This window comes from Streptomyces sp. NPDC003035 (genome assembly GCF_042888285.1).
In the GTDB taxonomy this organism is placed as follows: Bacteria; Actinomycetota; Actinomycetes; order Streptomycetales; family Streptomycetaceae; genus Streptomyces.
In genome coordinates, this window is record NZ_JBIAPJ010000004.1 from 126,481 (window position 1) to 148,112 (window position 21,632).

Annotated in this window: 19 protein-coding genes; 1 reads left to right on the forward strand and 18 read right to left on the reverse strand. The window is 73.0% G+C overall.

Going from position 1 to position 21,632, the window contains the following annotated elements:
- Nucleotides 1–126 precede the first annotated feature (126 nt).
- From topA to ACFYV5_RS13750, 11 genes are all read right to left on the reverse strand, one after another.
- Complete coding sequence (gene topA, locus ACFYV5_RS13700; RefSeq protein ID WP_355113206.1) at nt 127–2,961, reverse strand: type I DNA topoisomerase; 2,835 nt, start codon at nt 2,959–2,961, stop codon at nt 127–129.
- A gap of 236 nt (nt 2,962–3,197) precedes the next feature.
- Nucleotides 3,198–3,395, reverse strand: a complete 198-nt coding sequence (locus ACFYV5_RS13705; RefSeq protein WP_389168144.1) for a hypothetical protein — start codon at nt 3,393–3,395, stop codon at nt 3,198–3,200.
- Between the two features lie 159 nt (nt 3,396–3,554).
- Nucleotides 3,555–4,346: an ABC transporter permease gene (locus tag ACFYV5_RS13710; protein WP_355113210.1), complete on the reverse strand. Its 792-nt coding sequence runs from the start codon at nt 4,344–4,346 to the stop codon at nt 3,555–3,557.
- 13 nt (nt 4,347–4,359) lie between these two features.
- The gene (locus ACFYV5_RS13715) at nt 4,360–5,142 is read right to left on the reverse strand and encodes an ABC transporter permease (protein WP_389168147.1); all 783 of its coding nucleotides are present in this window, start codon (nt 5,140–5,142) and stop codon (nt 4,360–4,362) included.
- Nucleotides 5,139–6,137, reverse strand: coding sequence for an ATP-binding cassette domain-containing protein (locus ACFYV5_RS13720; protein ID WP_389168149.1), 999 nt, complete (start codon nt 6,135–6,137; stop codon nt 5,139–5,141). Before ACFYV5_RS13720 ends, ACFYV5_RS13715 begins: the two co-directional genes overlap by 4 nt.
- Nucleotides 6,138–6,197: 60 nt before the next feature.
- Nucleotides 6,198–7,202 carry a helix-turn-helix domain-containing protein gene (locus ACFYV5_RS13725; protein ID WP_355113215.1) on the reverse strand — a complete coding sequence of 335 codons (1,005 nt, stop codon included), beginning with the start codon at nt 7,200–7,202 and terminating at the stop codon, nt 6,198–6,200.
- Nucleotides 7,199–8,737, reverse strand: a complete 1,539-nt coding sequence (locus ACFYV5_RS13730; protein WP_389168152.1) for a methyltransferase — start codon at nt 8,735–8,737, stop codon at nt 7,199–7,201. The genes ACFYV5_RS13725 and ACFYV5_RS13730 overlap by 4 nt, the downstream gene beginning before the upstream one ends.
- A 616-nt stretch (nt 8,738–9,353) precedes the next feature.
- On the reverse strand, nt 9,354–9,971 hold the full coding sequence (locus ACFYV5_RS13735; RefSeq protein WP_389168155.1) for a small secreted protein: 618 nt from the start codon (nt 9,969–9,971) through the stop codon (nt 9,354–9,356).
- A gap of 188 nt (nt 9,972–10,159) precedes the next feature.
- Nucleotides 10,160–12,568: a sodium-translocating pyrophosphatase gene (locus ACFYV5_RS13740; protein WP_389168158.1), complete on the reverse strand. Its 2,409-nt coding sequence runs from the start codon at nt 12,566–12,568 to the stop codon at nt 10,160–10,162.
- A gap of 241 nt (nt 12,569–12,809) precedes the next feature.
- Complete coding sequence (locus ACFYV5_RS13745) at nt 12,810–13,265, reverse strand: ATP-binding protein (protein ID WP_355113223.1); 456 nt, start codon at nt 13,263–13,265, stop codon at nt 12,810–12,812.
- Between the two features lie 89 nt (nt 13,266–13,354).
- On the reverse strand, nt 13,355–13,708 hold the full coding sequence (locus ACFYV5_RS13750) for an STAS domain-containing protein (RefSeq protein WP_137988538.1): 354 nt from the start codon (nt 13,706–13,708) through the stop codon (nt 13,355–13,357).
- A gap of 79 nt (nt 13,709–13,787) precedes the next feature.
- Between ACFYV5_RS13750 and ACFYV5_RS13755 the strand changes: the two genes are divergently transcribed.
- A complete protein-coding gene (locus ACFYV5_RS13755) occupies nt 13,788–16,265 on the forward strand; it encodes a DEAD/DEAH box helicase (protein ID WP_355113225.1) in 2,478 nt (825 codons plus the stop codon).
- On the opposite strand, the gene ACFYV5_RS13760 is transcribed toward ACFYV5_RS13755, so the two are convergent.
- The 7 genes from ACFYV5_RS13760 to ssd are packed head-to-tail and all read right to left on the reverse strand — an operon-like array spanning nt 16,207 to nt 21,192.
- Nucleotides 16,207–16,599 (reverse strand): Rv3654c family TadE-like protein, encoded by a 393-nt coding sequence (locus tag ACFYV5_RS13760; protein ID WP_389168163.1) that lies wholly within the window; start codon nt 16,597–16,599, stop codon nt 16,207–16,209. The two genes, ACFYV5_RS13755 and ACFYV5_RS13760, sit on opposite strands and share 59 nt — an antisense overlap.
- Nucleotides 16,596–16,955 carry a TadE family type IV pilus minor pilin gene (locus ACFYV5_RS13765; RefSeq protein WP_389168166.1) on the reverse strand — a complete coding sequence of 120 codons (360 nt, stop codon included), beginning with the start codon at nt 16,953–16,955 and terminating at the stop codon, nt 16,596–16,598. Before ACFYV5_RS13765 ends, ACFYV5_RS13760 begins: the two co-directional genes overlap by 4 nt.
- Nucleotides 16,942–17,136, reverse strand: a complete 195-nt coding sequence (locus tag ACFYV5_RS13770; protein ID WP_355113232.1) for a DUF4244 domain-containing protein — start codon at nt 17,134–17,136, stop codon at nt 16,942–16,944. The genes ACFYV5_RS13765 and ACFYV5_RS13770 overlap by 14 nt, the downstream gene beginning before the upstream one ends.
- Before the next feature lie 54 nt (nt 17,137–17,190).
- A complete protein-coding gene (locus tag ACFYV5_RS13775; protein ID WP_389168170.1) occupies nt 17,191–17,955 on the reverse strand; it encodes a type II secretion system F family protein in 765 nt (254 codons plus the stop codon).
- A 17-nt stretch (nt 17,956–17,972) separates the two neighbouring features.
- Nucleotides 17,973–18,803: a type II secretion system F family protein gene (locus ACFYV5_RS13780; RefSeq protein ID WP_389168918.1), complete on the reverse strand. Its 831-nt coding sequence runs from the start codon at nt 18,801–18,803 to the stop codon at nt 17,973–17,975.
- Between the two features lie 56 nt (nt 18,804–18,859).
- The gene (locus ACFYV5_RS13785) at nt 18,860–20,041 is read right to left on the reverse strand and encodes a TadA family conjugal transfer-associated ATPase (RefSeq protein WP_389168173.1); all 1,182 of its coding nucleotides are present in this window, start codon (nt 20,039–20,041) and stop codon (nt 18,860–18,862) included.
- Nucleotides 20,038–21,192, reverse strand: coding sequence for a septum site-determining protein Ssd (gene ssd, locus ACFYV5_RS13790; RefSeq protein ID WP_389168178.1), 1,155 nt, complete (start codon nt 21,190–21,192; stop codon nt 20,038–20,040). Before ssd ends, ACFYV5_RS13785 begins: the two co-directional genes overlap by 4 nt.
- Nucleotides 21,193–21,632 lie beyond the last annotated feature (440 nt).

A 21,632-nucleotide genomic window follows, 5' to 3' on the forward strand; every position in this document is an offset into this window, starting at 1 on the left:
TGTGGCCTCCACCCGAACAAACGTCGGGGGCGGAGGCACCATGCCTCCGCCCCGTCTGCCCTGGCTTCCCGGGACTACTCCCGCCACTGCGGCCCCGGCTACTCCGGTCCCGCTTCCGCGGTCTCGCTACTCCGGCTTCGCCGCGGCCGTCTTCTTCGCGGCGGTCTTCTTCGCCGTGGCCGTCTTCGCCGTCGTCGTCTTCTTGGCTGCGGTCTTCTTGGCCGCCGTCTTCTTCGCCGGCGTCGCCTTCTTGGCGGCCGTCTTCTTGGCGGGCGCCTTCTTGGCCGTCTTCTTCGCCGGCGCCTTGGCCCGCTTCTCGGCGAGCAGCTCGAAGCCGCGCTCCGGCGTGATGTCCTCGACGCTGTCCCCGGTCCGCAGGGTCGCGTTCGTCTCGCCGTCGGTCACGTACGGGCCGAAGCGGCCGTCCTTGACGACCACCGGCTTCTCGCTGACCGGGTCCACGCCGAGCTCCTTCAGCGGCGGCTTGGCGGCCGCGCGGCCACGCTGCTTGGGCTGCGCGTAGATCGCGAGCGCCTCCTCCAGCGTGATCGTGAAGAGCTGCTCCTCGTCCGTCAGCGAGCGCGAGTCCGTGCCCTTCTTCAGGTACGGGCCGTAGCGGCCGTTCTGCGCCGTGATCTCGACGCCCTCCGCGTCCGTGCCCACCACGCGCGGCAGGGACATGAGCTTGAGCGCGTCCTCCAGCGTCACGGTGTCCAGCGCCATCGACTTGAAGAGCGAGGCGGTCCGCGGCTTCACCGCGTTCTTGCCGGTCTTCGGGGTGTCCTCGGGCAGGATCTCGGTGACGTACGGGCCGTACCGGCCGTCCTTGGCCACGATCTGGTTGCCGCTGACCGGGTCGACGCCCAGCTCGAAGTCGCCGCTCGGCTTGGCCAGCAGCTCCTCGGCGTACGCGACGGTCAGCTCGTCCGGGGCGAGCTCCTCGGGGACGTCGGCGCGCTGGTGCCCCTCGGCGTCCTTCTCACCGCGCTCGACGTACGGGCCGTAGCGGCCGACGCGGAGCATGATGCCGTCGCCGACCGGGAAGGAGGAGATCTCCCGGGCGTCGATCGCGCCGAGGTCGGTCACCAGCTCCTTCAGACCACCGAGGTGGTCGCCGTCGCCGTTCCCGGCGTCGGCGGCGCCGCCGGAGGCGGCCTCCTTACCGCCCTCGCCGAAGTAGAACCGCTTCAGCCACGGCACGGCCTGGGCCTCGCCGCGCGCGATGCGGTCGAGGTCGTCCTCCATCTTGGCGGTGAAGGAGTAGTCGACGAGCCGGCCGAAGTGCTTCTCGAGCAGGTTGACCACGGCGAAGCTCAGGAACGACGGCACGAGCGCCGTCCCCTTCTTGAAGACGTAGCCGCGGTCCAGGATCGTGCCGATGATCGACGCGTACGTCGACGGGCGGCCGATCTCGCGCTCTTCCAGCTCCTTGACCAGCGAGGCCTCGGTGTAGCGGGCCGGCGGCTTGGTCGCGTGGCCGTCGACGCTGATCTCCTCGGCGGAGAGCGCGTCGCCCTCGGCGACCTGCGGCAGCCGGCGCTCACGGTCGTCCAGCTCCGCGTTCGGGTCGTCGGCCCCCTCCACGTACGCCTTCATGAAGCCGTGGAAGGTGATCGTCTTGCCGGACGCGCTGAACTCGGCGTCCCGGCCGTCCGCGGAGCGGCCACCGATCTTCACGGTGACCGAGTTTCCGGTCGCGTCCTTCATCTGGGAGGCGACGGTCCGCTTCCAGATCAGCTCGTAGAGCCGGAACTGGTCGCCGCTCAGACCGGTCTCCGCCGGGGTGCGGAAACGATCACCCGAAGGGCGAATCGCCTCGTGCGCCTCCTGCGCGTTCTTCACCTTGCCCGCGTAGACGCGGGGCTTCTCCGGCAGGTAGTCGGCGCCGTACAGCTGCGTGACCTGGGCCCTTGCCGCCGCGATGGCGGTGTCGGACAGGGTCGTGGAGTCCGTACGCATGTAGGTGATGAAGCCGTTCTCGTACAGCTTCTGCGCGACCTGCATGGTCGCCTTCGCCCCGAAGCCCAGCTTGCGCGAGGCCTCCTGCTGGAGCGTGGTCGTTCGGAACGGGGCGTACGGCGAGCGGCGGTACGGCTTCGACTCGACCGACCGGACGCTGAACGAGGTGTCGGTCAGCGAGGCGGCGAGCGCCCGCGCCTTCTCCTCGTCGAGGTGGAGGATGTTCGCGGTCTTCAGCTGCCCGTCCGAGCCGAAGTCACGGCCCTGGGCGACGCGCTTGCCGTCGACCGTGTTCAGGCGTGCGACCAGCGACGACGGGTCGGAGGGGTCACCGGCGCGGCCCGTCGAGAAGGTGCCGGTCAGGTCCCAGTACTCGGCGGAGCGGAAGGCGATGCGCTCGCGCTCGCGCTCGACGACGAGGCGGGTGGCGACGGACTGGACGCGGCCCGCGGACAGGCCGCGCATGACCTTCTTCCACAGGACCGGCGAGACCTCGTAGCCGTACAGCCGGTCCAGGATGCGGCGCGTCTCCTGGGCGTCCACCATGCGCTTGTTCAGCTCGCGCGGGTTGCGGACGGCCTCCTGGATCGCGTCCTTGGTGATCTCGTGGAAGACCATCCGGTGGACGGGGACCTTGGGCTTCAGGACCTCGAGGAGGTGCCACGCGATGGCCTCGCCCTCGCGGTCCTCATCGGTGGCGAGGAAGAGCTCGTCGACTCCGGCCAGCTGCTCCTTGAGCTTCCTGACCTGCGCCTTCTTGTCGGCATTGACGACATAGATGGGCTGGAAGTCGTGCTCGACGTCGACGCCGAGGCGGCGCACCTCGCCGGTGTACTTCTCCGGCACCTCGGCGGCGCCGCTGGGGAGGTCGCGGATGTGTCCGACGCTCGCTTCGACGACGTAGCCGGGGCCGAGGTAGCCCTTGATCGTCTTCGCCTTGGCAGGCGACTCGACGATGACGAGTCGGCGGCCGCCCTGTGCGGTCTCGCTGGTCGGGGACAACTTCGCTCTTCTCTCCGGTCGACGCTCGGTGGCACGTACGGCACTGCACTCCGTTGGCACGTACGGCGGCGGCACGTGCGGTGACGCTGCCGTCGCTGCGGAGTGTGACGGTACAACCCGCCCCCGTGTCAAACGGCGAAAGCCCGCAACGGCCACTCGAACGGTAACCCGAGTCCTGGCATTCCTGCCGCCCGGACTCCCGGTCCGGTGCGGCGGGGCCGCACGGAACGACCTCGTCACACCCGTCCGAAGCACCACACCCCGAGAAGAAGGAAGACACATCCGAAGATCGTCGTCAGGGTGGCGGCCACCGGCGTGGCGACCCCCTGCGCGACCGGCTCGCCGTGCGCCACGCGCATCCCCGTCCACAACAGCAGCGCGGCTCCGAACAGCGCGAACGCCGCCCCCGCGAAGACCGCCGGCCCGCTCTCCATGTCCGTACCCCGTTCCGTTCACCGGGCCCCCGTGGTCCCTGGAGGCCGAGGCTGGCACCTTCCGGCGTCCACAGCCCGAATTCCGGGTGAACGACGCGGACGCTCCCGCACGGGTTCACGAATATGGCCGGTAGTGCCCCACTCCCCTCTTTCGGTTCGTCACATCACATCGAGCGTGGCCCGTCGTCTGCTGCCCCGCTCGAAGAGGGCGAGCAGCGCCACGGCCAGCACCGCGTAGCCGGCTCCCACCGCCAGCTCGGCGCCGAGCAGCGCCCCGTCGAGGCCCTCTCCCGCGGTGAGCCGGCGCGCCGCGTCCGTCGCGTGGGTGAGCGGCATCAGGTCACCGGCCGTCCGCATCCACTCGGGCAGCGTGTGCCGGGGGACGGCGGCGCCCGTCAGCAGCAACAGGACCGAACTGGCCACGTTCGACACCAGGAACACGTCACGGAAGCGCAGCCCGAGCGCGCCCAGGGCGAGCCCGAACGCCGAGCAGGCACCGGCCGCGACGAGCAGCACCAGGGCGAGTCCGGGCAGCGCACCGGCGGGCACCGGCAGACCGAGGACCAGCGCGGCGACGGTGAGGACGAAGACGCTGACGAGCAGCCCGTTCAGGACGTACGGGAGGGCGCGTCCGGCCCACAGGGGGACGCGGCGGCGCGGCGAGAGGAGGACGGCCCCGAGGGTGCCGAACCGGCGCTCGTTCGCGATCGCCATGGTGCCGCCGTACACGCAGGAGGCGGAAGCCGCGAGGACGGCGTTGCCGACCAGGTGGAAGCGGTCGTCGGCGACACCGAGTTCTCTGCCCAGGAAGACGAAGAAGAAAACCTGGAGCAACGGCCCGACCAGCAGCGTTCCGATGAACATGGGTGGGGTCGTCCAGTTGAACAGGGCGCGGTACGAGAGCGATCCGCCGACGAGGACCAGCCGCGCGGAGCCGAGGAAGCGGAACATCTCTGGTGGCCTTTCAGGCGAGGGCGAGCGTGGCGGCGGCGCGCGCCCGCCGCTCCACCCGCCCGAGGACGAGGACGGCGGCCAGCGCGTATCCGGCGCCGAGCGCGACGGCGGCGAGCAGCGGTGCGAGGACGTCTCCGCCGGAGGTCGCGGCGTGCACGGCCCGCGCGCCCCAGGTCGTCGGCAGCGCCCAGGAGACGGGGTGGGTCCAGGCGGGCAGCGCACCGATCGGCACGAGCAGCCCGGACAGCAGCCAGACCGGCGTGTCGAGCGGGTTGGCCAGCGCGTTGGCGTTGCGCAGCAGGACGAAGACGGCCGCGAGCAGCAGCCCCATCATGCCGAGCGCGAGCACGCACACCGGGACGGCGAGGAGGAACAGCAGCGGGTGCGCGAAGTCCAGGGGTACGCCGAAGAGCAGCACGCCCCACAGGACGGTCGCGCCCATCGCGTACGTGCCGATGACGGCGGTCGCGAGCGTGATCGGGAGCAGGACGAGGGCGAGCGGCGTGGGCGCCACGACGAGCGTCTCCAGCGTGCCGAGCCATCGCTGGTTCTGCACGGCACCGCCCGAACCGAACAGCACCGAGCCCCAGATGCCCATGAGACCGGCGCCGACGGAGGCGGTGAGCAGCCGCTCCGGGTCGCCGGCCGCACGGAACAGGTAGACGGCGAGGGTCGCGTACACCAGCGGCACGAGGACGGCGAAGGTGATCTCGATCGGCGAGCGCGACATGTACGAGACGTGGGTGCGCACGCCGACCCCGATCAGCCGCATCGGCCGCAGGACGCGCGTCACGCCGGCACCTCCTGCGGCGCCTGACCCGCGTCTTCCGACACGATCGCGATGTAGGCGTCCTCCAGGGAGGGTTCGCGGCTGGCGACCCGCCCGACGCGTACGCCGTCGACGGCCGCCAGGACCCGGGCGTGGGGGACGGCCCCGCGGTCGCTCTGCACGGTCACGGTCTGCGCCGCGCCCCGGTCCTCCACGGACGCGCCCCGCACCCCGGGCAGTTCACGGATCCGCGCCAGGTGCTCCGTGCCGACGCCGTACGCCTCGATCTCCAGCACGTCCCGTTCCCGGACGCGGGACTTGAGACTCTCGGGCGTCCCGAGCGCCCGGATCCGGCCACCGGCGATGACGGCGACGCGGTCGCAGAGCTCGTCCGCCTCGGCCATGTAGTGGGTGGTGAGCAGCACGGTGGTGCCGGCGGCGGAGAGGTCGGCGACGGTACGGCGCAGATCGCGGGCGGCGACCGGGTCGACACCGATGGACGGCTCGTCGAGGAAGAGGACGTCGGGGCGGTGCAGGAGGCCGCGCGCGATGTGGAGGCGCTGCCGCATCCCGCGCGAGTACCCCTCGACCCGCTCCTTCTCGCGGCCGGTGAGGCCGACCAGGTCGAGGAGTTCGGCGATGCGCCGCTTCTGGGCGCGGGGTTCGACGCCGTACAGCTCGGCGAAGTAGCGGAGGTTGTCGAGCGCGGAGAGCCGGTCGTACAGGCCACGGTCGCCGCCGAAGACGTACCCGATGCGGCGGCGTACGGCGACGGGGTCGCGGGCCACGTCGTGGCCGAACACCCGGGCCGTGCCGGAGGTGGGCAGGAGCAGGGTGTTGAGCATCTTGATGGTGGTGGTCTTCCCGGCGCCGTTGGGGCCGAGCAGTCCGAACAGTTCCCCGGGCGCCACCTCGAAGGTGACCCCGCGCACGGCCTCGGTCTCGGTCCGGCGGGGGCGCGGCCACCCGGTCCTGCTGGTGTAGGTGCGGCGCAGCGCGTCCGCCTCGATTGCGAGCATGGGCGGGACGGTAGGAGGCCCGGGGAGGGCGGGGCGAACGATTCGGCACGCTCCGAATCGTCAGGCGACCGCGTGCAGCACGCCCTCTCCGGCGAGGAGCGCGAGCAGCGAACGGCCGGTGTCCGTCAGCTGGTAGTAGACGGAGCGGCCGACCCGGTGCCGGGTCACCACTCCGGCCTCCGCGAGCACCGACAGGTGTTCGGAGACCGTGCTGGGCGCGAGCCCGAGCCGGTCCGCGAGACCGGCCGTGGTCAGCGGGCCGGCCAGCTCCCGCAGGACGGCGGCCCGGCCGCGGCCGAGCATCAGCCCGAGCCGGTCCTCGGCGACGGGTTCGACCGGCTCGCGCAGGGCGGCGGCTCCGCGGGCCTGGAAGGAGACGGCGACCACGTCGGGATCGTCGGTCGAGTAGAGCCGGCAGCCCTCCGCGAAGACGAGCGGCACGAGGACGAGCCGCCGCTCCCCCGCCGCGTACTCCGCCTCGAGGTACTTCGTCAGTTCGAGCACGGGCCGCTCCCAGCGGGCCCTGGACTCGAGGCCGCTGAACAGCGCGTCGACGCCTTCGGTGGCGAACGTCCGCGCCCGGACGAGCACTTCGTCCTCGACGAGCCGGCGCATGGTCGGCCAGTACGGCGCGATCGCCCCCTCCCAGTACGCCGCGTACGCGTCGGCGAGCGCGGCGCAGGCGGCGGCCGGATCCCTCAGATACGGCTGTACGGAGGAGTGGTCGGCCAGCCCCGGATAGCAGACGGCCACCTGCTCGCGGACGAACTCCGGGTCGGTGGCCCGCAGCAGATCGAGCTCCTCGTGGACGTGGACCGTGCCGACCGGGCGGGGCAGCAGGAAGTCGGACACGTCGGGAGGCAGTTCCTCCACAAGGGCGCGCAGGGGCGCGATCCGATCGTCCTGACGCCACACCTCACGTGCCGGGCCCACCCACTCCTGGTACGGCCAGGAGGGGTTCCGCCGGGGCAGCGCCAGGTGGACGGCGCAGAAGGCGTCCCGCAGCGGGCTGATCGCGATGCGGGTCGCCCCGAGCGAGGTCTCGTCCAGCTCGATCCGTATCAACCCTGCTGTGCCTCTCCGGATGGCAGGAGGAAGCCCTCCTCCACCAGGAGCCGGATCGCCTGCGGGGTGCGGTCCCGCAGCAGCACCGGGTCCTCGCCCATCAGCTGCCCGATCGCGTCCAGGATCCGGCCGGCGCTGAGCGAGCCGTCGCACACGCCCGCGAAGCCGGCGCCGACGTGGTCCACCTTGGTGGCGCGCCGCATCCCGCGGTTCTGCCGCAGCACGACGTGCTCGGGGTCCTCGGCGCCCGGCAGCCCGACCTGCTCCTGGACGACCTCGGGTGCGAGGGCGAAGTGTTCGGCGAGGAGGGCCGCGTCGTCGTGCGTGCGGAGATAGTCCTGGCGCTCGAAGTGGGCCCGCACGGTGTCGCCGAGCGGCTGCTCGACCGGGTGCGGCCACTCCTCGATGACGATCGACGGCTCGACGGCGCCGGAGGCCACGGCGGGGTTCTTGCGCAGGGTGATCCAGCCGAAGCCGACGGCCTTGGTCCTGCGCGCCTCGAACTCGTCCAGCCATGCCTCGTACCGCTCGCGGTACCGCTCCGGGTTCTCACGGTGGTCGCCGCTGTCCCGCAGCCACAGCTCGGCGTACTGGGTGATGTCCTGGACCTCGCGCTGCACGATCCAGGCGTCGCAGCCGCGCGGCACCCAGGAGCGCAGCCGGTCCTGCCAGTCCTCGCCCTCGACGTGCTGCCAGTTGGCGAGGAAGTGGGCGTAGCCGCCGTCGTTGAGCCGCTCCCCGGCCTCCTGCACGAGCGTGCGGCAGAGGTCGTCGCCGCCCATCCCGCCGTCGCGGTAGGTGAGCCGGGCGCCGGGGGAGATGACGAACGGCGGGTTGGAGACGATCAGGTCGTACGTGTCGCCGTCGACGGGCTCGAAGAGGGAGCCCTGCAGCAGTTCGGCCTCTCGGGCCCCGGAGAGCGCGAGGGTGAGCCGCGTGAAGTCCAGGGCGCGCGGGTTCAGGTCGGTGGCGGTGACGAGCGTGGCGTGCTGGGCGGCATGCAGGGCCTGGATGCCTGAGCCGGTCCCGAGGTCGAGCGCGGAGGCCACGGGCGTACGGACGGTGATGCCGGCGAGCGTGGTGGAGGCTCCGCCGACACCGAGGACGACTCCTTCGTCCTTGCGCCCGATGCCCCCGGCCCCGCCGACGGCGCAGCCCAGGTCGGAGACGATGAACCAGTCCTGGCCGTCCGGGCCGCTGTAGGGCCGGATGTCGACGACGGCACGGACCTCGCCGCCGTCGCGCTCCACCCAGCCGTCCGCGAGGCACTCCTCCAACGGCAGCGCGGCCCCGGCCCGCTCGACGGGGACGGCGCCCTGGAGAAGGAAGAGCCGCACGAGGATCTCCAGCGGGGAGTCCCCCCGCGTGGCCCGCAGCGCGGGCACGGTCTCACTGCGCGCGAGCGCGGCGTAGGCGGGCGCTCCGAGCAGTTCGAGCAGCCCGTCGGCGGTGAAGTCGGCGGCAAGCAGCGCTTCACGCAGCCGGGCGGCGTGCGCGGGCACGGGAAGGCGGGAGGTCAGACTGGTCGTACTCACCCCCCCATTGTGACGGCCACCACCACCCTCCCCTCAGCTGCCCCGCCCGACCCGTGGGAGCCGGTCCGGTGGGACCAGCGACCGCGGGAGCCGGGGGCCGCCGGTCCCATGGGATCCGGCCGCCTGCGGGGCGGTAGGGGGCGGGAGCCGGGGGGGCCGCCGGTCCCATGGGATCCGGCCGCCTGCGGGGCGGTAGGGGGCGGGAGCCGGGGGGCCGCCGGTCCCATGGGATCCGGCCGCCTGCGGGGCCGCAGGGCCACCGGTCGGTCGTCTACGGGGCCGCAGGGCCGCAAGGGCACCCGGACGCCGGCGCCCGCCGATCGTCCTTCGGCACCCTGCGGGCCGCAGCCCACCTTGGCCGCAGGGCTCCGATGGCGCCGGACGCCTGGGGTCGCCTGTACGCGCCCCGGCTGCCTGCGGGCCGCAGGGCCCACGGCCGGCCGGAGGCCGCCGGACGACGGGCCACCGGCCCGCCAGGCCGCAGCCGCGCGCCGCCGGGGCACCCGGCCGGCCGAGCCGCGCCCTTGCGGCCTCGGCGCCTCGTACGCGGAAGGGCCCGGGGACGAGGCGTGCTCGTCACCGGGCCCTTCGCGAGGGGGCGTACCGTCCCGCCCCGTTACTCCGCCTTCTTGCTCGCGGCGTCCGACGGCTCGGTCGACGCCTTCTCCGAAGAGGTCGAGCCCGCCTTCGGCGAGGGCGTCGCCTTCTGGCAGCCCGGCTGCTTCGCCATCGCCGTGCCCAGCTCGCCGGACTGCAGCTTCGCCAGCGCGTCCTGGTCCATCTTCTCGATCTTCTTCAGGCCGTCGGCGACACCCTGCAGACCGTCCGCGAACTTCTGCTGGTTGCTCGGGTCGAGCCCGTCGACCTGCTTCTTCAGCCCCTCGTACGCGACCGCCGTGGCGTTGAGCTCCCTGACCGCGTCCTGCTGGAGCTTCTGCCCGTTGTCGACCGGCGGCGCCCCCGCGCCCTCGATGGCCTTGGCGAGCGCCCGGTCGGCGTCCGCGATGTCCTGGAACGCCTTCGAGTCCGCCGCCTGGATGTCGGCCGGCTTTCCGTCCGCCGCCGTCGAGATGATGAGCTGCTGGGCGTCCGCCCGCTTCTGGATCTGGGGCTTCGCCTGGTCGCAGACCGTCTTGGCCCAGTCGTTGACCTTGTCACCGTCGTCGCCGCAACCGGACAGCGCGAGCACCAGTACCGCGCCGCCGGACAGCACGGCCGCAAGTTTCTTGTTCACCGGATCGGTCCCTTCCAAGGCTCTCGGCCCCGGAACATACACGCCGAGCGGGCGCCATCCACCTGTCGTGCGACCGATTCATCCCATATTGCAACCGTTCGCACCAAGGGAGACACGCCTCACGTCCCCGTACGCGACGAGCGGACGGCACGTCAGCACGCGCCGCCCGCCCCTCACATGACCAGGTGTTACGACGTCACGGGCGCGTCCGGCGAAGCCTCCGCCCGCCGCGCGGCGTTGCCTTCGTCACCCGATTCGTCACCGACGGCCACCGAACGCCGCTTGGAGACGTAGACGGCGCCGATGATGACGACGGTCGCGAGGATCGCGATCATCGCCCGCAGCCCGCCGCTCGCGTCGTCCCCGTAGCTGAACTGCACCACCGCGGGCGCGATCAGCAGCGCGACCAGGTTCATCACCTTCAGCAGCGGGTTGATGGCCGGTCCCGCGGTGTCCTTGAACGGGTCGCCGACGGTGTCGCCGATGACGGTCGCGGCATGGGCGTCGCTGCCCTTGCCGCCGTAATGGCCGTCCTCGACGAGCTTCTTGGCGTTGTCCCAGGCGCCGCCGGAATTGGCGAGGAAGACCGCCATCAGCGCGCCCGTCCCGATCGCCCCGGCGAGGTACGAGCCGAGCGCGCCCACGCCGAGCGCGAAGCCCACCGCGATCGGTGCCATCACGGCGAGCAGCCCGGGCGTGGCGAGTTCGCGCAACGCGTCCTTGGTGCAGATGTCGACCACGCGCCCGTACTCGGGCTTCTCGGTGTAGTTCATGATCCCGGGGTGCTCGCGGAACTGCCGCCGCACCTCGTAGACGACCGCGCCCGCCGAGCGCGAGACCGCGTTGATCGCGAGCCCCGAGAACAGGAAGACGACCGCGGAGCCGAGGACCATGCCGAAGAGGTTGTTGGGCTGTGAGATGTCCAACGACAGGTTCGTCTCGGTGGCCTTGGCCCCCACGTCGGAGACCGCCGTGGCGATCGCGTCGCGGTACGAACCGAAGAGCGCGGCCGCCGCCAGGACGGCGGTCGCGATGGCGATGCCCTTGGTGATGGCCTTGGTGGTGTTGCCGACGGCGTCGAGGTCGGTGAGGACCTGCGCGCCCGCGCCCTGGACGTCCCCGGACATCTCGGCGATGCCCTGGGCGTTGTCGGAGACCGGTCCGAAGGTGTCCATGGCGACGATCACGCCGACGGTGGTGAGCAGACCGGTGCCGGCGAGGGCGACCGCGAACAGCGCCAGCATGATCGACGTACCGCCGAGCAGGAACGCGCCGTACACCCCGAGGCCGATGAGCATGGCGGTGTAGACGGCGGACTCCAGCCCGATGGAGATGCCGGCGAGGACGACGGTGGCGGCGCCGGTGAGCGAGGACTTGCCGATGTCCTTGACCGGGCGCCGGGTCGTCTCGGTGAAGTAGCCGGTGAGCTGCTGGATCAGCGCCGCCAGGACGATGCCGATGGCGACGGCGACCAGGGCGAGGATCCGCGGGTCGCCGGGGTGGCTCTGGATGCCGGGCTCGGTGACTCCCTTGAGGTCGGCGTAGGAGGACGGCAGGTAGACGAAGACGGCGACGGCGACCAGGGCGAGCGAGATCACCGCGGAGATGAAGAAGCCGCGGTTGATGGCGGTCATTCCGCTGCGGTCGGCGCGCCGCGGGGCGACCGCGAAGATGCCGATCATCGCGGTGACCACGCCGATCGCCGGGACGATCAGCGGAAAGGCGAGGCCGAGGTCGCCGAAGGCCGCCTTGCCGAGGATGAGCGCGGCGACGAGCGTGACGGCGTACGACTCGAAGAGGTCGGCGGCCATGCCCGCGCAGTCGCCGACGTTGTCGCCCACGTTGTCGGCGATGGTGGCGGCGTTGCGCGGGTCGTCCTCGGGGATGCCCTGCTCGACCTTGCCGACCAGGTCGGCGCCGACGTCCGCGGCCTTGGTGAAGATGCCGCCGCCCACGCGCATGAACATCGCGATGAGCGCGGCACCCAGGCCGAAGCCCTCCAGAACCTTGGGCGCGTCGGCGGCGTAGACGAGCACGACGCAGGCGGCGCCGAGCAGGCCGAGGCCGACGGTGGTCATGCCGACCACTCCGCCCGTACGGAAAGCGATCTTCATCGCCTTGTGCGCGACGGACGTCAGATCCCTTTCCGGTTCGCCGGGCGCGGGAGTCGCCTCACGAGCGGCCGCGGCCACTCGCACATTCGCCCGAACGGCGAGTCGCATTCCGATGTATCCGGTGGCCGCCGAGAAAAGCGCACCCACCAGGAAGAACAGGGAACGCCCGGCACGCTGCGACCAGTTGTCGGCGGGAAGCAGCAGGAGCAGGAAGAACACGACGACGGCGAAGATCGAGAGGGTCCTCAACTGCCGCGCCAGATAGGCGTTCGCGCCCTCCTGCACGGCGGCGGCGATCTTCTTCATCGATTCGGTGCCCTCACCGGCCGCGAGCACCTGGCGCACCAGCAGCTGGGCGACGACGAGCGCCGCCAGGGCGACGCCCGCGATGACGATCACGATGGTTCGGTTCTCGTCGGTGAGTACCGCCGCGGCGAGAGAAGTGGGGTGTCCGGTCAGTTCTGGGTTGAAGAGCCCCGCCATTCGTCCTCCTTGACGTTGCGAGCTCAAGATGTGGACGGATTGTAGGGAGCGGAACCTGATCAAAACAGGGCGCCGCAGACGGATTTCCCCATTGCCCCGATCTTCCCACCGAAAGCGGTAATGGGGCAAAAGCATTTACACATGATCGATGATCTGGACACATGAAAAAGAGGCCCTGCTCAGCAGGGCCTCTTTTTCATGATCTCGATGGATCGGTGTGGGCCGTTCGGGGGAAAAGCGCTCAGGGGAGCACGACCGCCGGCGTGATCGGCCAGGTCATCCTGATGACCCCGCCCTCCTCGCCCGCTCGCACCTCGACGTCGTCGACGAGCCCGCGGATCACCGCGAGACCCATCTCGTCCTCGACGTCGGTCTCGGCGAACCCCTCGGCCGGTGCCTCGCCCCGCGCGCCGGGTACACCGGCGGCATCCGCCGCCGCCCCGGTGCCCGGGGCACCGTCGCCGACCTCGATGGAGAACGTCTTCTCCTCCTCGGTCAGCACGACCCGGACAGGGGTGGTGACACCGCTGCTGCGGTGCAGCCCGACGGCACGGGAACACGCCTCGCCGACGGCGAGTCTGACCTCGTCGAGGACCGCCTCGTCGACCCCGGCCCGGCGCGCCACCGCGGCCGCCACGAGGCGGGCCGTGCGGACGTGCTCGGGCTGGGCGCTGAAGCGGAGTTCAACGGTGGCCATGCGGTCCCCCTAGGAACGTATGGGCGGGCAACTCGGAGGACCGGGCCTCCCGGCCCGGTTCTCCACTCCTTCTTCCGACGCCGACGGCCTCAGTCCGTGGCGTTGACGGCCTCGTCGACCGTGGTGTGAATGGGGAACACCTTGGTCAGACCGGTGATCCGGAAGATCTTCAGAATGCGCTCCTGGTTGCAGACGAGGCGCAGCGAGCCCTCGTGCGCGCGCACGCGCTTCAGGCCACCCACCAGCACGCCGAGGCCGGTCGAGTCGAGGAAGTCCACGCCCTCCATGTCGACAACCAGGTGGTAGCTGCCGTCGTTCACCAACTCGACCAACTGCTCGCGCAGCTTGGGCGCGGTATACACATCAATCTCGCCACCGACCTCGACGACCGTACGGTCGCCACTCGGGCCGGACACATTGCGAGTCGACAGGGACAGGTCCACGGATCCTCCAGCACCTTGCTATCGAGCGGTCGCCCCTCGGGTCTCCCCGGCGGAGTCGGGGGACGGAACGCCAGCCGCGATGGCATTCAATCACTTACCAGCAGCCATGCACGACGCCTTGGGAGCATTGTCCGTCAGGCCAGTGACACACTCGGTGCCGATGGCCAAGAATCAGCGCCCCAGTCGACCTGCCGGGGACATGGGCAGCCGCCCCTCTCCCGGCATGGTCCTCGACCGGCTCTCCTCGGGTGGGAGCCGGGCCGCGCGCATCACTCATACGGAGCACTTGCCCGCCCGAGAGGGTCGTCATGCGGTCTGGCCGCATCGCATCCGGCCGGAAGTGATCGGCGCGATCCAGGCGGCGGGCATCGAGCATCCGTGGGCCCACCAGGCGGAGGCCGCCGAGCACGCCCTGGACGGCGAATCCGTGGTCATCGCGACCGGCACCGCCTCGGGAAAGTCGCTGGCCTATCTCGCCCCGGTCCTGTCCGCGCTCCTGGACGGCTCCGAAGCCGCCAACGGCCGGGGCGCCACCGCCCTGTACCTGGCCCCGACCAAGGCCCTGGCCGCCGACCAGCGCCGCGCCGTGCGCGAGCTGGCCGCCCCGCTCGGCAACCGGATCCGGCCCGCCGTCTACGACGGCGACACGCCGGTCGAGGAGCGCGAGTGGGTCCGCCAGTACGCGAACTACGTGCTCACCAACCCGGACATGCTGCACCGGGGCATACTCCCCTCCCACCCCAGGTGGTCCTCCTTCCTGCGCTCCCTGCGCTTCGTCGTGATCGACGAGTGCCACACCTACCGTGGCGTCTTCGGCTCCCACGTCGCCCAGGTGCTGCGCCGGCTGCGCCGCGTCTGCGCCCGGTACGGCGCCGATCCCGTCTTCCTCCTCGCCTCCGCCACCTCCGCCGAGCCCGCCCTCGCCGCCGGCCGGCTGACCGGCCTGCCGATCACGGAGGTCTCCGACGACGCCTCCCCGCGCGGCGAACTGGTCTTCGCCCTCTGGGAGCCGCCGCTGACCGAGCTCCACGGCGAGCAGGGCGCCCCGGTACGCCGCACGGCCACCGCCGAGACGGCCGATCTGCTGACCGACCTGACCGTCCAGGGCGTCCGCTCGGTCGCCTTCGTCCGCTCCCGGCGCGGCGCCGAGCTGATCTCGGTCATCGCCCAGGAACGCCTCGCCGAGGTCGACCGCTCCCTCGCCCGCCGGGTCGCCGCCTACCGCGGCGGCTACCTGCCCGAGGAGCGCCGGGCCCTGGAGCGCGCCCTGCACTCGGGCGAGCTGCTCGGCCTGGCCGCCACGACGGCCCTGGAGCTGGGCGTGGACGTCTCGGGCCTGGACGCCGTGCTGATCGCCGGGTACCCGGGAACCCGGGCCTCCCTGTGGCAGCAGGCGGGCCGCGCGGGCCGTTCCGGCGAGGGCGCCCTGGCCATCCTGGTCGCCCGTGACGACCCGCTGGACACCTTCCTGGTCCACCACCCCGAGGCGCTGTTCCAGCAGCCGGTCGAGTCCACCGTCCTGGACCCCGACAACCCGTACGTCCTCGCCCCCCATCTGTGCGCCGCCGCCGCGGAGCTCCCGCTGACCGAACCCGACCTGGCCCTCTTCGGCCCGGCCGTCCCCGACCTGCTGCCCCAGCTGGAGGCCGCCGGCCTGCTGCGCAAGCGCTCCACCGGCTGGTACTGGACCCGCCGCGAGCGGGCCGCCGACCTGACCGACATCCGGGGCGGGGGCGGCAGCCCCGTCCAGATCGTGGAGGCCGCCACCGGCCGCCTCCTCGGCACGGTCGACGAGGCCGCCTCCCACACGGCCGTCCACGAGGGCGCCGTCCACCTGCACCAGGGCCGGTCCTATCTGGTGAAGACCCTCGACCTGAAGGACTCCGTGGCCCTGGTCGAGGAGGCCGCCCCGCCGTACTCCACCACCGCCCGGGACACCACCTCCATCTCCGTCCTCGAGACCGACACCGAGATCCCCTGGGGAGCCGGCCGCCTCTGCTACGGCTCCGTCGAGGTCACCAACCAGGTCGTCTCCTTCCTGCGCCGCCGTCTGATCACCGGCGAGGTCCTCGGCGAGACCAAGCTCGACCTGCCGCCCCGCACCCTGCGCACCCGGGCCGTGTGGTGGACGGTCACCGAGGACCAGCTGGACGCCGCCCGAATCAACCCGGAGATCCTCGGAGGCGCCCTGCACGCCGCCGAACACGCCTCGATCGGCATGCTCCCGCTCTTCGCCACCTGCGACCGCTGGGACATCGGCGGGGTGTCGATCCCGCTCCACCCCGACACCCTGTTGCCCACCGTCTTCGTCTACGACGGCCACCCGGGCGGCGCCGGCTTCGCCGAACGGGCCTTCCACACCGCCCGTGCCTGGCTGACGGCCACGCGTGAGGCGATCGCCTCCTGCGAGTGCGAGGCGGGCTGCCCCTCCTGCATCCAGTCGCCCAAGTGCGGCAACGGCAACGACCCCCTCCACAAGCGCGGCGCCGTGCGCCTCCTCACGGAGCTGCTGCGGGAAGCCCCGGAAGAGCCTCGGAAGGCCCCGCCCTCGCCCTGACGGCCGGTGCGTACGGCCCCAGCCGCACCGCCGCTGTCACGTCCGCGACGTCGCCCCGCACCGAGCACCGCAGCACGGACGCCCCATGCGCATCCGCCACCCGGGCCGCCGCCGCGCAGGCGGTCTCCTCGCCCCACAAGGCACGGTCGGCGGCTGCGAGCGCCGCCAGGTCGGCGGCACCGCCCGCGCGGTGCCGGGCCGCGACCGCCTGCCCCAGCGCGAGCACCGCCCCGAACACCACGCACAGGACACAGGCGGCGAACGCCGTCCACACCGTCGCGAACCCGCGGTCTCCGCGCAGCCCGGTCACCGCGGCCCTCCCTGCCCTGCTCACGGCCCCGCCACCCCCACCGTGTCCTCGGCGAGCGCCACCGCCCCCGCGCGCAGCGTGAGCCCCATTCCGCCCGGTCCCGGCGCCACCACCTCCACCGTCACCCGCCACAGCTCGCCCGACCGGGTGACGTCGACCCGGGCGCCCTCGGGCGCGGCCGCCCGAGCGGCCGCCTCGGCGCCTGCCACCGGCTCCGAACGGGCCACCGCCCGCGCCCCGGCCCGCGCCGCGTCCACGCACTGGATCTGCGCCGCCGCGGCGGCGAGCGCCCAGACCAGGGCCATGGTGAACACCACCAGGGCCGGCAGGGCCATCGCCGCCTCCACGGTCACGGCGCCGCGGTCCTCAGAACGGCGCATCGAGCGCCTTCCCGATCACGGACTCCAGCGCTCCGGACACCGAACCACTGGTCACGATCTTGTACAGCACGGTCGCGAAGGCCGCGGCGGCGATCGTCCCCATCGCGTACTCGGACGTGGTCATCCCCGCATCGCTCCGGGCCGCCCACCGGGCTCGCCACCACGCGTTCATCCTCTTCATGCCAACCCCCAAGTGAGGCCGATCGCCCTGTGGCGTCGGCGTGTTCGTCTTCCGTCAGTGCCGCAGCAGCCCGCTCGCGAGGCCGATCACCACCGGGGCCACCCCCACGGCCAGGAACGCGGGCAGGAAGCAGAGGCCCACGGGCGCGGTGATCAGCACCTGCGCCCGCTGTGCCCGGGCCGCCGCCTTCCGCGCGCGGTCCGCCCGCAGATCGGCCGCGTGCTTCGAGACGGCCTCCGCGGCGGGCGCCCCGGAGGAGCCGGCCCGTTCCAGGCAGCGGGCCAAGCCCCCGGCGCCCGGTATCGCGCCGAACCTCCGCCATACGTCGGCCGGTTCACCGCCGAGGCGAAGCTCGGCCGCCGTCCGGGTCAGCCGATCGCCGACCGGTCCGCCCAGCGATCGGCCCACCGCCTCCGCCGCCTCGCCGGGCCCCGCCCCCGCCGACACACAGGCCGCCAGCAGATCGGCCGCGAGCGGGAGTTGCCGTGCGACCGCACCCTCGTCACCCGCCGCCGGGGCCCGGCGCGCTCGGAAGCGTCGTACGCCCCAGCCCGCCGCGACACCCGCCGACAGACCGGCCGCACCACCGATCAGCACCCAGCCGGCGACGGCCCCCGCGAGCGGCCCCGCCCAGCTCCGCAGCCACGGCGGAATCCTCGGACCGCTCCGTCCTCGACGGTCGAACTCGGCCTCCAGCAAGGCCGCCACGCGCTTGCGCGTCCGCCGCTCCCGTCGGCGATCCGCCACGGTCCAGGCGACCCAGACGACCGAACCGGCCGCCGCGACCGCCATCCCCAGCCGGTGGACGAATTCGCCCATGAGCCACATCGGACCGCTCACCCCCGCTCGCCTCCCCTGACGATCCGCGCGGCCCACCACAAACCGGCCGCCTCCAGGGCTCCGCCGATGGCCAGACACCCCCACCCCACCGGCGAGTGCAGCAGCACGTGCAACGGTCGAGCGCCCATCGCCGAACCGAGCACGAGCCCCACCGCCGGGAGCACCGCGAGGACGGTCACCGTCGCCCAGGCCCCGGCCAGCTGGGCCCTCAACCGCTCCCGCTGGTCCCGGTGCTCCCGGAGCGCGCCCTCCAGCCGGTCGAGCCCCGCGGCCAGTCCCGCACCCCCGTCCACCGCGACCTGCCAGCAGGCCGCCAGACCGGCCAGGCCGTCGGCACCGTCCTGCCGCGCCGCCCGCCGCAGCGCTCCCGCCACGTCCCCACCGAACCGGGCCGCGGCGAGCACCTCCGCCTCCTCCCGCGCCCCCAGCGCCCCGGAGGCCCCGACCGCGAAGAGCAGCGCCTGGCCGGGCTGCCGACCCGCTCTCAGCTCACCCGCGACCGTGCCGCACAGGGCCACCACCGCGTCGGACCGCGCCTCCCGCTCCTTGCGGAGCGCCGCCGCGCGCAGCCTGCGCCCGACCAGCGGCACCGCGAGCGCCCCCGCCACCAGCGGGAGCGGCGACTCCCCGAGGAGGGCGAGCACCCCCGCCACCGGCAGGCACCACCAGGCGCGCCGCCCGCGCACCACGGCCCACCACCGTTCACCCACCGCCCGCAGCGCGGGCAGGCCCCGTCCTGGGCCCCTCAGGGCTCCTACGGCCCCCACACCCGCCAGCACCGTCCGCGCCCGGCGCAGCCCCCGCTCGCGCTCGGCCAGCCGCCACATCGCCGCCCCGGCGCACAACACCGCCGCACTCTGGGCCAGCGCCCACTGCTCCGCCCTCACCACTCGCCCCCGATCAGCGACCGCAGCCGCTCCCAGCCCCGATCCCGCACGAACCCGGCCGCTCCCCAGCGCAGCGCGGGCACGGTCACCACCAGCCCCTCCCGGTCCCTTTCGAGGACGTGGATCTCGGCGATCCGCCGGCGCCCCGCCCGGTCCCGTGCGAGGTGCAGCACCGCCGAGAGTCCGGCCCCCAACTGGCTGTGCAGCGCAGCCCGGTCGAGACCGGCGGCCGTCCCGAGCGCTTCCAGCCGGGCCGGTACGTCCGCCGCCGTGTTGGCATGGACCGTCCCGGAACCGCCCTCATGGCCCGTATTGAGAGCGGCCAGCAGATCGACCGCCTCCCCGCCCCGTACCTCGCCGACCACCAGACGGTCGGGCCGCATCCGCAGCGCCTGCCGGACCAGGTCCCGCAGGGTCACCAGACCGGCGCCCTCCTGGTTCGCCGGGCGCGCCTCCAGGCGCACCACATGCGGATGGTCCGGCCTCAGTTCGGCCGAGTCCTCGGCCAGGACGATCCGCTCCCGCTCGCCGACCAGGCCGAGCAGGGTGGAGAGGAGGGTCGTCTTTCCCGAGCCCGTGCCGCCGGAGATCAGATAGGAGACGCGGGCCTCGATCAGCGCCCGCAGGACCCGCTCGCCGCCCGGCGGGACCGTGCCCGCCGCGGTCAACTCCCCCACGGAGAAGGCCCGCGGCCGCACGACCCGCAGCGACAGGCAGGTCGAACCGACCGCCACGGGCGGCAGCACGGCGTGCATCCGGGTCCCGTCCGGCAGCCGGGCGTCCACCCAGGGCCGGGCGTCGTCGAGCCGCCGGCCGGCCACCGCCGCGAGCCGCTGCGCCAGTCGGCGTACGGCGGGCGCGTCCGCGAAGCGGATCTCGGTGAGTTCGAGACCGGCTCCCCGGTCGACCCAGACCCGGTCGGGCGCGGAGACCAGCACGTCGGTGACGTCCGGATCGGCGAGCAGCGGTTCCAGTGGGCCCGTGCCGACCAGCTCGCAGCGCAACGCCTCCGCCGCGCCCAGGACTTCCGTGTCCCCGAGCAGTCGCCCCTGGGCCCGCAGCGCCGCCGCGACCCGCGCCGGCGTCGGGTCGGCGCCGCTCTCCGCGAGCCGCTGCCGCACGGCCTCCAGAAGCCCAGCGCCGCCACCCCCGCCGGCGAGGGGCGCCCCGCCGTTCATGACGTCCCTTCCGGGGCCAGGGCGCGGTCCCAGAACTGCGCGCAGAAGCGGCCGAGCGGTCCCCGCACCTCACCGCCCGGCGGCGCGCCGCTGTCGAGGGCCGTCAGGAGGCCGGGGTCGTGCGGCAGTTCTCCGGCGAGCGGCAGCCGCAGGGCGTCCGCGACCCACTGCTCGTCGAGCCCCGGCGCGTACGGCCCGCGCACCACCGCACGCAGATCGCCCAGCACCAGACCCACGAGGGAGGCGACCCGCTGGGCCGCCGCGACGGCCCGCAATTCGCCCGGGACGACGAGCAGTCCGAGGTCCAGCTGCGCCAGCGCCTCGGTCACCGCCGCGTCGATCCGGCGAGGCAGGTCCACGACGACGATCCCGCCCAGCCTGCGCGCCGCGGCGAGCACCGAGCGCATCGCCTCGGGCGGCACGAGCACCGAGTCCCCCCGGTCCCAGCTGAGCACCCGCAGCCCGCGCACCGAGGGCAGCGACTCCTCCAGGGCGCCGCCGGCCACCCGCCCCTTGGAGGCGGCGAAGTCCGGCCAGCGTCTGCCCTCGGCCCGCTCTCCGCCGAGGAGGACGTCGAGTCCGCCGCCGAGCGGGTCGCCGTCCACCAGCAGGGTGCGCCGCCCGGTCCTGGCGCCGGCCAGCGCGAGGGCGCAGGCCAGTGTCGAGGCACCGGCCCCACCGCGACCCCCGATGACGCCGACCGTCAGCGCCTGCTTCCCGGCGCCTTCGGCCGCGTCGGCGATCCGGTCGACGAGCCAGCTCTCGGCGTCGGGCAGCCGCAGCACACAGTCGGCGCCGATCTCGACGGCCCGCCGCCACACCTCGGGGTCCTCGCGGTCCTCGGCGCCCCGGCCGACGAGGATCACCCCCTGTCGGCGCGCGGCACCGCGACACCGCTTCGCGGCATCCTCGCCGACCAGGACGAGCGGGGCATCGGCCCAGCTCGCGCGGTGCTCCGGCACCGTGTGGTGCACCTCGGGATCGGCACCCGCGGCCGCGCACAGCCTCAGCAGGTCGTCGAGCAACGCGAGGTCCTCGGTCACGATCAGCGGTCCGGTCCGGTGTCCGCCTCCGGCCGTCACGCCCTCGGGCGTTCCCGAAGAGCCGACGGCCCGCGCGGCCCCGCGGCCCCGCGAAGTTCTGAAAGTCATGGTTCCCGCCACAGCGCACGCCCCCTGTCCGTGCGATCCCATCAGCGCCCGTCGCGCCGCCGAGATCGGTGATTCCTTCCGTCCGCGGAGTTCGCGGCGGGAATCACCGTGGCGCCGTACGGGAAATCGTGCGGATCTTGCTCAAAAACTGTGGATAACTCACCGGTTGTGAATATCCCCGTGCCCCCTACCGGGGATGTCCGGAGAGCAGTCCGAGCACTACGCTGAGTGACGAACTGAGGGCATCACGCAGCCTCGGCCGTGCGGCCGACGGAGGAGGAGAGATGAAGATCCAGCGGGTGAAAACGCGTCCGGACATGCGACGACCCCCGCCGGGGGGGAGAGCGGGGGTCGTCTCTCCGGCCGACTCGGGGGGGGAGGAGCCGGACCGGGTTAGCACGGTCGCGAACGATCCGTGACTTCCATGGTGTACCCGAGAG

Coding starts and splice junctions, on each gene's coding strand:
- ACFYV5_RS13765 (WP_389168166.1), bottom strand. CDS start 16,955: ATGCGCCGTTCTGAGGACCGCGGCGCCGTGACCGTGGAGGCGGCGATG.
- ACFYV5_RS13780 (WP_389168918.1), bottom strand. CDS start 18,803: ATGTGGCGGCTGGCCGAGCGCGAGCGGGGGCTGCGCCGGGCGCGGACG.
- ACFYV5_RS13770 (WP_355113232.1), bottom strand. CDS start 17,136: ATGAAGAGGATGAACGCGTGGTGGCGAGCCCGGTGGGCGGCCCGGAGC.
- ACFYV5_RS13745 (WP_355113223.1), bottom strand. CDS start 13,265: ATGGCCACCGTTGAACTCCGCTTCAGCGCCCAGCCCGAGCACGTCCGC.
- ACFYV5_RS13775 (WP_389168170.1), bottom strand. CDS start 17,955: ATGGGCGAATTCGTCCACCGGCTGGGGATGGCGGTCGCGGCGGCCGGT.
- ACFYV5_RS13755 (WP_355113225.1), top strand. CDS start 13,788: ATGGCATTCAATCACTTACCAGCAGCCATGCACGACGCCTTGGGAGCA.
- ACFYV5_RS13705 (WP_389168144.1), bottom strand. CDS start 3,395: ATGGAGAGCGGGCCGGCGGTCTTCGCGGGGGCGGCGTTCGCGCTGTTC.
- ACFYV5_RS13710 (WP_355113210.1), bottom strand. CDS start 4,346: ATGTTCCGCTTCCTCGGCTCCGCGCGGCTGGTCCTCGTCGGCGGATCG.
- ACFYV5_RS13720 (WP_389168149.1), bottom strand. CDS start 6,137: ATGCTCGCAATCGAGGCGGACGCGCTGCGCCGCACCTACACCAGCAGG.
- ACFYV5_RS13785 (WP_389168173.1), bottom strand. CDS start 20,041: ATGAACGGCGGGGCGCCCCTCGCCGGCGGGGGTGGCGGCGCTGGGCTT.
- ACFYV5_RS13740 (WP_389168158.1), bottom strand. CDS start 12,568: ATGGCGGGGCTCTTCAACCCAGAACTGACCGGACACCCCACTTCTCTC.
- ssd (WP_389168178.1), bottom strand. CDS start 21,192: ATGACTTTCAGAACTTCGCGGGGCCGCGGGGCCGCGCGGGCCGTCGGC.